This window comes from Olsenella profusa, assembly GCF_016900315.1.
Lineage (GTDB): Bacteria > Actinomycetota > Coriobacteriia > Coriobacteriales > Atopobiaceae > Thermophilibacter > Thermophilibacter profusus_A.
Window position 1 is genome coordinate 1 of sequence record NZ_JACSNQ010000050.1, and the last position, 441, is coordinate 441.

The following is a 441-nucleotide window of genomic DNA, read 5'->3' on the forward strand; positions in this document are numbered from 1 at the left end:
CCTTCCGCCTTGTGAATGTTATGGTCCAACCCCCGATAAAGTCTGTCTACATCCATATACACAGAAGGATTAATCATCGTATGATACAACGATGTGTAGAACATGGACTTCTGGTCTTCAGTCCCTTCTATTTCAAACAAATTCAATTTCTGGTTCCATAACTTGGAGGCTTCATCCGCCACTTGTTCAAAAGTTTTCCCTTCAGCTTCTGCCCGCAGATTCTTCAAAGCCCCTTCCGTACTCACGGGTGAAAGAGCCACCTTTATCACCAGTTCCTTATTGACCGACGTATCAAAATTAAAATACGACACAATAGACCGCCCCGTTATTTCCGGGAAATTACGCTCCAGCGCAAATCGCCTCCAAAACCCGATATAGTCCGGTTTCTTTTTATCCACATACCCATAATCTTTTATCGGTTGTGAAAAAGAAATCGCGAAA

Annotated in this window: 1 protein-coding gene; it reads right to left on the reverse strand. The window is 43.1% G+C overall.

The features are described 5' to 3' along the window. Positions 1 to 441, reverse strand: a 441-nt coding sequence (locus tag H9X80_RS08975; RefSeq protein ID WP_204794000.1) for a glycoside hydrolase domain-containing protein, incomplete at both ends; no start/stop codon positions are given.